Below are 7,119 nucleotides of genomic sequence, written 5' to 3'. Positions count from 1 at the left end.
GGGGCAAGCAAAAGTGGCAAAGGCCATAGAGCCTGAACGAAGTGAAGGCCAGCGTCTTGAGGCGCCGGCCGGTAACAGAGGCTTATAGCCTCAGAGCAAACCACCCGTTAGACGGGTGGTGCTGATTTTAGGAGGAAACATGTCAATCAAAATAAAATTATTTGCAAATTTTCGGGAGGGCCGAGGGAAGATCGTCGAAATGGATTATACCCCGGGAATGACAGGACAGGATGTCATCGATAGTTTGGGTATCACCGCGCCGGAAATTGCAGCTCTTATCGTCGATGGGGTTGACGGGAAAGTTGATGCCATGCTTGCCGTTCCCATTAAAGAAGATGGATATATGGCGATTTTTCCTCCTGTTGCAGGAGGTTGATGATAAAAGCCAAGCCCGGAGATTTGATAATAATCGGGCTTGGCTTTTACATAAGACATTTTTTCAAAAAACAACCAAAAACCGGTTGGTTAGTCCGGCTTTGGCGTCTAAAAGAAAGTGTCCTGATTTACGTATTTCGGTTACAAATAAATAAAATTCAGGGACGTTCAGGGAAAAAAAAGGCCACTCCTGATGGAATGGCCTTTTTTTTCTGCACTTAAACAATGCAAAATGACAAAAAAATTATTCTGTCAAGCCCCTTTTCCACAATGGGAGACATAACCGTTTCCGATTATACCCTACGGGTTTAAGTTCATAGCAAGCACCTTAGAAATCTTAAACTTCGGAGTATCTATATTATACACGATTAATAACGTAAGTGCAATAAAAATATGGTTGGCTTTAATATAAATATTTTATCAAACTAACTGTATAACATCTTAAGTGATTTGCAAGATAACTTGACAGAATCAGTCAATTCGATTATTTTAGAATCATACTAATATGAAAGGTAGTTCATCGAAATCTGATTGACTTCAAGATAAATAGGGATGAACTAAGTTGATAAAAATGAAGACAATTGAGATATATGATTCGGTAATATGCGATAGTGGCAATGGTTGCGGATCGGGAGCGGATCGGGAAGTCTTAAGGATTAAAACGATGCTTCGGGCGTTAACGAGTGAAGGAAAAAAAGTGTTGCGATACGGTTTGATTGAAAATCCGGAAGTATTCACCAGAAATAGGGAAATCAGTGAGATTATTGAAAAAAATGGCTCGGATGCACTGCCAATTACTGTAGTGGATGGTGAAATAAAACGTCGCGGTTCCTATCCATCGAACCTTGATTTAGCAACCTGGTCAGGAATGACGCAGGACGAACTGGTTATGATGTTGATGAAAGCCAAAATGGCCAATCGTAGTTTTTGCGGCGGTGATTGTTGTTAACTGGAGCAGTAGGGGGGGTGGCAAGCGCCCCTTATTGTTTGGATAAAATAGTCTAAAAAAAGCCGATTAACGTTTATTTAATCGGCTTTTGAAAGACTTATTTATGGCGTTTAGTCAGCTCATGGAATAGCGATTCCAGGTCGACATTCTGATTATTGAGCAATACCAGCAAGTGATAGATCAGATCTGAAGCTTCATAAATTAGTTCATCAGGATCATTGTTTTTAGCGGCAATAATTGTTTCAGCCGCTTCTTCACCAATTTTTTTACAGATTTTATCAACGCCTTTTTCAAACAAATAATTCGTGTAGGAACCTTCTACCGGGTTTGTTTTTCGGTCAGCTATAAGATGATAAAGCATCGTCAATACTTCCATGTTGCCCAGGTTTGTTTCGGGATTCACTGCCAGACTGCGATAGAAACAGGAGGTGTTGCCGGTATGGCAGGCAGGGCCTGCTGGAATGACTTGAAGAAGCAGCGTATCGCCGTCGCAGTCATAATCAACTTTTACCACGGTTTGAGTATTGCCGGAAGTTTCGCCCTTTACCCACAGAGCCTGGCGGCTGCGGCTGTAAAAAGTGGCTTTTTTAGTATCCAGGGTCATTTTCAACGCTTCTTCATTCATCCAGGCCATCATCAGCACCTGACGGGTTTCATAATCCTGAACGATGGCAGGAACCAGTCCCGCTTCATTATATTTTATATTTTCTAAATCCATGTTTTACCTTTCTATACCCGTCTGACAGGTATTTGCTGATCATGTAAAAAATTTTTCAAATCAGCAATGGGAATTTCTTTATAGTGAAAAACGGATGCCGCCAGGGCCGCATCGGCGCCTACTTTTAATACTTCAGCAAAGTCTTCCATTTTTCCGGCTCCGCCGGAGGCAATAATCGGAATGGTCAAAAGACGGGAGAGTTTCTGGTTGAGCTCCAGATCATAGCCTTTTTTTACCCCATCGGTATCGATGGAGTTGATACAAATCTCTCCGGCCCCCAGGTCCTGGCCTTGTTTCGCCCACTCAATCGCATCGATACCGGTGTTTTCCCGGCCGCCTTTAACGTAGACATCCCAGGAACCTTTATTATTGCGTTTGGCATCGATCGATAAAACCACACATTGGGCGCCAAAACGAAGGGCCGCCTCGCGAATCAATTGGGGGTTTTTAACGGCTGATGAATTAACTGAGACCTTATCAGCGCCGGCCATCAGCACTTTGCGGAAATCTTCAACCTTGCTGATTCCGCCCCCGATGGTAAAGGGGATGCGGATCGCTTCAGCAACTTTCTCAACAATATGGATAAAGATGTCCCTATCTTCATAACTGGCCGTTATATCGTAGAAAACCAGCTCATCGGCACCCTGGTCGGAGTAGTATCGGCCCAGTTCGACCGGATCGGCAACATCCTGAATATCCTGAAATTTTTTACCTTTTACTACCCGGCCGTGATCCACGTCCAGGCAGGGGATGATCCGTTTGGTCAGCATGATTTAAGCTCCTCTTGCAACAGTTTTTCCAGATCGATGGCTCCTTCATAAAGGGCTTTTCCGGTAATAGCACCGTAAAGTCCCATTTCCTGAAGACGGATCAGGTCGGCTGATTTGGAGATGCCGCCGGAAGCGATAATATCAATTTTTAAGTTGTCATTGAGTACCTTGAGCATCTCAAAATTTGGACCAGTCATCATGCCGTCTTTTGATATGTCGGTATAAACCAGAGTCGACAGACCCAGTTTTTCCAGGTTGCTGGCCAGTTCCAGGGCCTCAATATTGCTGCTCTCAACCCAGCCTTCGGTACAAACTAGACCGTTTTTAGCGTCAATGGAGACGCAGACTTTTTCATCATAAAGATCCAGGAGTTTGACAATAAAATCGAAATCTTTTACCGCCTGGGTACCAATGATGATTCGGGCGACGCCGCTGTCAATATAGTCTTTGGCAATTTCCAGTGTCCGGATACCACCGCCCAGTTCGACGGGAATATCCAGCGCGGCGACAATATCCTTAATCAGTTCCAGATTTTTCGGTTGGCCGTCAAAGGCACCATCCAGATCGACGAGATGCAGATATTGGGCACCTTTGGACTGCCACTTCAGGGCGACATCCACCGGGTTGTCAAAATATATGGTTTCGGCATCCTTTTGCCCTTGCATCAGGCGGACGCATTTGCCGTTTTTTAAATCGATGGCCGGAAACACAATCATGATATCATCTCCTTAAAGTTTGTTAGTAGTTTATAGCCCACATTGGAGCTTTTTTCCGGATGAAACTGCATCCCAATGACGTTGTCCTTTTGAACAATCGCCGGTACCTTGACACTGTATTTTGCATAAGCCACCACATCATCAAAGTTGTCCGGTTTGGCATAGTAGGAATGGACAAAGTAGACATAGTCTTCGGTGCCGATGTTTTTAACCAATGGGCTTTCCCGGTTGATCACCAGATTGTTCCAACCCATGTGGGGGATTTTTATCCCTGGGGCATCAAACCGAACAATTTCGCCAGGGATATAAGAGAGTCCGAAAAATTCACCGTCCTCATAACTTTTATCAAAAAGTAGCTGCATCCCGAGGCAAATACCCATCAGAATTTTGCCTTTTTTGACATTATCATTCAAAGCATCAATGAGATCAAATTTTCTGAGGTTATCCATGGCGTCAGAGAAAGCTCCAACCCCGGGTAGAATGATGGCGTCAGCCGCATCCAGAATCTTTTTATCTCGGGTGATGGTGCCGGAAAGACCGACATCACCCAGGGCAGTAGCGACATTTTTTAAATTTCCGACATCGTAGTCGACAATTGCGATCAATGGTTGTCCTCCTGTTATTCTATTATTCCTTTAGTGGATGGAATTTCGGTGTTGCCAGCTGCGATCGAGCAGGCGTCTTTTAGTGTTCGGCCCAGCGATTTAAAAATTCCTTCCACAATATGGTGGTTGTTCTTGCCGTAGAGGGAAGCCACATGGAGGGTCATTTTGCTGTTGCTGGTGAAGGCACTAAAGAACTCTTCCAGCATTTCTGTTTCAAAGTCACCAATGAATTCCCGGGTCAGGGGGACATCGAAAACCAGGTAACTGCGGCCGCTGATGTCCACACAGGTGCGGCACAGGGCCTCATCCATAGGAGTGAACTGGAAAGCATAGCGATTGATGCCAGCCTTGTCACCCAAGGCATCATAAAAGGCTTTTCCCAGCAGAATGCCAATGTCTTCGATGGCATGGTGGTTGTCAGCCTCGTCACCATGAGCGTCGATGGTCAGATCAAATTTGCCATGCTTGGTGAAGAGCGTCAGCATATGATCAAAAAAACCGACGCCGGTGTTGATCTGGGCGATTCCCGAGCCGTCAAGATTAAGTGATAGCGAAATTTCAGTTTCGGTGGTGGACCGGCTTAAGGTGCTTTTACGCTTCATTGTACACGACCTCCCGGATAATATCCAGAATCTTTTGGTTTTCCTGGGGTTTGCCCATCGAAAAACGAATACTGCCGGGAGTCACGTCTGTCTCGGCAAAGCGTTTAATCAGGATGTTTCGTTTCAGGAGCGCCTGATAGATGGCTTCAGCCCGGTCGCTTTCAAAATAAATAAAATTGGCGCCGGAGGGATAAAGGGTCAGGCCGGGAAAGGTCTCCAGCACCTGCATCGCATTTTGGCGCTCGGCCCTTAAAATTTCCAGATTACGCAGGATCGCATCGCAGTTTTTAAGGGCGATAACGGCCAATTTCTGGGTCAGCACATTGAGATTGTAGGGACCCTTAACCTTGTAAAGAATATCAATTATTTCACTGTTGCCGAGGGCATAGCCACAGCGGATACCAGCCAGACCGAAGGCTTTAGACAAGGTCCGCAGCACCAGCAGACGGGGGTATTTTTCCAGCAGATCAACGCCCGATTCACCAAAGAACTCGATATAGGCTTCGTCGAGGATCACCAGTGAAGGAACCGCATCCAATATTTTGACAATATCCGCTCGACTAAAAATATAGCCGGTGGGGTTGTTAGGGTTACAGATATAAAGCAGTTTGGCCTGATTCTGGCAGGCAGCCGCAATCATGCCCTCCACATCGGGAAGGTGTCCCGGTAGATCCGGTACCATCATATGCCGGGCGTTGGCAATGGTGGCCCAAATGTCGTACATTGAAAAGGAGGGCGAGTGGGAGACCACCACATCACCGGGATCGACAAAGGCCTGATTGATCATCGCAATCAGCTCATCAGAGCCGGAACCGCAGATAATGCCTTCGCCCGGGACACCGGTGTAGTCGGTAATGGCTTCGATCAGTTCCGGGAAACAGGCTTCTGGATAGCGGTTTAAATCGGTGTTACAGATGTCGTCGCAAAACTTTCGTTTGAGCTGCATGGGAAAGTCATAAGGACTTTCATTGGCATTGACGACGATCTCAAACTGCGGGGCATCGACCTTGTAGGCAATTAATTGCTGAATATTTTTTCGTATCAGTGATTCCATTAGTCTTCAAACCGCCTTTCAACTGCTTTGGCATGGGCATCCAAACCTTCAGAACGGGCAAAGGCGGCAATCTTTGGATAGACTGACTGCAATGCGGCCTGATCATAGGATAAGATGCTGGATTTTTTCAGATAGTCATAGACTCCCAGAGGTGAGGAGAATTTAGCCGTGCCGGAAGTCGGCAAGGTGTGGTTGGGTCCGGCAAAATAATCGCCCAGGGGTTCTGGGGTGTAGGCACCCATAAAGATGGCCCCGGCATTTTTTACTTTTTCCAGCGAATCCATGGGGTGTTCGATCAGGAGTTCCAGATGTTCGGGCGCAATCTGATTTGACAGCTCAAAAGCTTCGTCGAGATCCTTGACAATAAAGACAAACCCATAATCATCCACTGATTTTTTGGCGATTTCTTTGCGGTTTAAGTCTTCACTGATTTGGCGGTAGACTTCTTCGATGACTTGCGCCCCTAGCGCTTCGGAGGTCGTTACCAGAATCGGCATCGCCAGTTCGTCGTGTTCGGCCTGCGATAGTAGATCGGCAGCAGCATAAACCGGGTTGGCATTTTCATCGGCAATGATCAGCACCTCGCTGGGACCGGCAATCATATCGATATCAACCTTGCCAAAAACTTCTTTTTTAGCGGTGGCCACATAAATATTACCAGGACCGACAATTTTATTGACCGCTTTGATGGTTTCCGTGCCATAGGCCAGGGCGGCAACCGCCTGGGCGCCGCCGATTTTATAAATTTCGTGGACGCCGGCAATTTTGGCGGCCGCCAGGATCGTGGGATTGATTTTGCCGTCCCGACCCGGTGGCGTCACCATCACCAGGGACTTGACCCCGGCCACCAGCGCCGGAATGGCATCCATCAGCACGGTCGAGGGGTAGGTTGCTTTGCCACCGGGGACATAGAGGCCGACCCGTTCAATCGGTGTGATGTGCTGACCCAGGATGACCCCAGGTTGGGGCGTGTAGGTCCAGGTAGTTTCTAACTGTTTTTCGTGAAAATCACGAATGTTCTCGGCCGCTTCCCGGATGATATCCAGAAGTTCAGCGGGAACCGCGGCAAAGGCTTCATCAATTTCTGCTTCGGTGACCTGCAAGTGGGTGAGAACACAGTGATCAAGGGCTTGCGTATAATACAAAAGGGCGGCGTTGCCTTCTTTTTTGACTCCTTTGATAATTTCCAGAACGGCGTTGCGGATGTCTTCCCGCTCATCGTCGTTGCGTTTCAAGATAGTATCAAGATCCATGCCTTGTTTATAGATAATAGTTTTCATTTTATTCCTCTCGATTTTATTAAATAACCAGCTCTCGTCGATCGTCACGA

The 7,119-nt window shown here is 46.6% G+C and carries 10 protein-coding genes and 1 riboswitch; of the genes, 3 read left to right on the top strand and 7 right to left on the bottom strand.

Annotated elements, in window-relative coordinates:
- Positions 1-139 precede the first annotated feature (139 nt).
- The 3 genes from BI182_RS11780 (at position 140) to BI182_RS11770 (ending at position 1,324) form a co-directional block, all read left to right on the top strand.
- Positions 140-376, top strand: coding sequence for a MoaD/ThiS family protein (locus BI182_RS11780; protein ID WP_070371147.1), 237 nt, complete (start codon positions 140-142; stop codon positions 374-376).
- Positions 376-597, top strand: a complete 222-nt coding sequence (locus tag BI182_RS11775) for a hypothetical protein (RefSeq protein WP_070371148.1) — start codon at positions 376-378, stop codon at positions 595-597. The genes BI182_RS11780 and BI182_RS11775 overlap by 1 nt, the downstream gene beginning before the upstream one ends.
- Positions 598-618: 21 nt before the next feature.
- A riboswitch (molybdenum cofactor riboswitch) is annotated at positions 619-736 on the bottom strand.
- Between the two features lie 210 nt (positions 737-946).
- Positions 947-1,324 (top strand): arsenic metallochaperone ArsD family protein, encoded by a 378-nt coding sequence (locus BI182_RS11770; protein WP_070371230.1) that lies wholly within the window; start codon positions 947-949, stop codon positions 1,322-1,324.
- A 97-nt stretch (positions 1,325-1,421) separates the two neighbouring features.
- Here BI182_RS11770 and hisIE read toward each other — a convergent pair whose 3' ends face one another.
- Genes hisIE through hisD form a run of 7 tightly spaced genes read right to left on the bottom strand, consistent with a single transcriptional unit; the run spans position 1,422 to position 7,069 of the window.
- Entirely contained in the window at positions 1,422-2,042 is a 621-nt protein-coding gene (gene hisIE / locus BI182_RS11765) for a bifunctional phosphoribosyl-AMP cyclohydrolase/phosphoribosyl-ATP diphosphatase HisIE (RefSeq protein WP_070371149.1), read from the bottom strand.
- Positions 2,043-2,053: 11 nt separating this feature from the next.
- Positions 2,054-2,812, bottom strand: a complete 759-nt coding sequence (gene hisF, locus BI182_RS11760) for an imidazole glycerol phosphate synthase subunit HisF (protein ID WP_228883342.1) — start codon at positions 2,810-2,812, stop codon at positions 2,054-2,056.
- On the bottom strand, positions 2,806-3,528 hold the full coding sequence (gene hisA / locus BI182_RS11755) for a 1-(5-phosphoribosyl)-5-[(5-phosphoribosylamino)methylideneamino]imidazole-4-carboxamide isomerase (RefSeq protein ID WP_070371151.1): 723 nt from the start codon (positions 3,526-3,528) through the stop codon (positions 2,806-2,808). Before hisA ends, hisF begins: the two co-directional genes overlap by 7 nt.
- A complete protein-coding gene (gene hisH, locus BI182_RS11750; protein WP_286808171.1) occupies positions 3,525-4,133 on the bottom strand; it encodes an imidazole glycerol phosphate synthase subunit HisH in 609 nt (202 codons plus the stop codon). Before hisH ends, hisA begins: the two co-directional genes overlap by 4 nt.
- A 14-nt stretch (positions 4,134-4,147) precedes the next feature.
- The gene (gene hisB / locus BI182_RS11745) at positions 4,148-4,735 is read right to left on the bottom strand and encodes an imidazoleglycerol-phosphate dehydratase HisB (RefSeq protein WP_070371153.1); all 588 of its coding nucleotides are present in this window, start codon (positions 4,733-4,735) and stop codon (positions 4,148-4,150) included.
- A complete protein-coding gene (gene hisC, locus BI182_RS11740; protein WP_286808169.1) occupies positions 4,725-5,789 on the bottom strand; it encodes a histidinol-phosphate transaminase in 1,065 nt (354 codons plus the stop codon). Before hisC ends, hisB begins: the two co-directional genes overlap by 11 nt.
- Positions 5,789-7,069 carry a histidinol dehydrogenase gene (hisD, locus tag BI182_RS11735; RefSeq protein ID WP_286808168.1) on the bottom strand — a complete coding sequence of 427 codons (1,281 nt, stop codon included), beginning with the start codon at positions 7,067-7,069 and terminating at the stop codon, positions 5,789-5,791. Before hisD ends, hisC begins: the two co-directional genes overlap by 1 nt.
- Positions 7,070-7,119 lie beyond the last annotated feature (50 nt).

It is taken from the genome of Acetobacterium sp. MES1 (assembly GCF_002237635.1).
GTDB classification, from domain to species: domain Bacteria; phylum Bacillota; class Clostridia; order Eubacteriales; family Eubacteriaceae; genus Acetobacterium; species Acetobacterium wieringae.
Note: the sequence above shows the minus strand (reverse complement) of the source record. Positions and strands in the feature narration are given on the sequence as shown.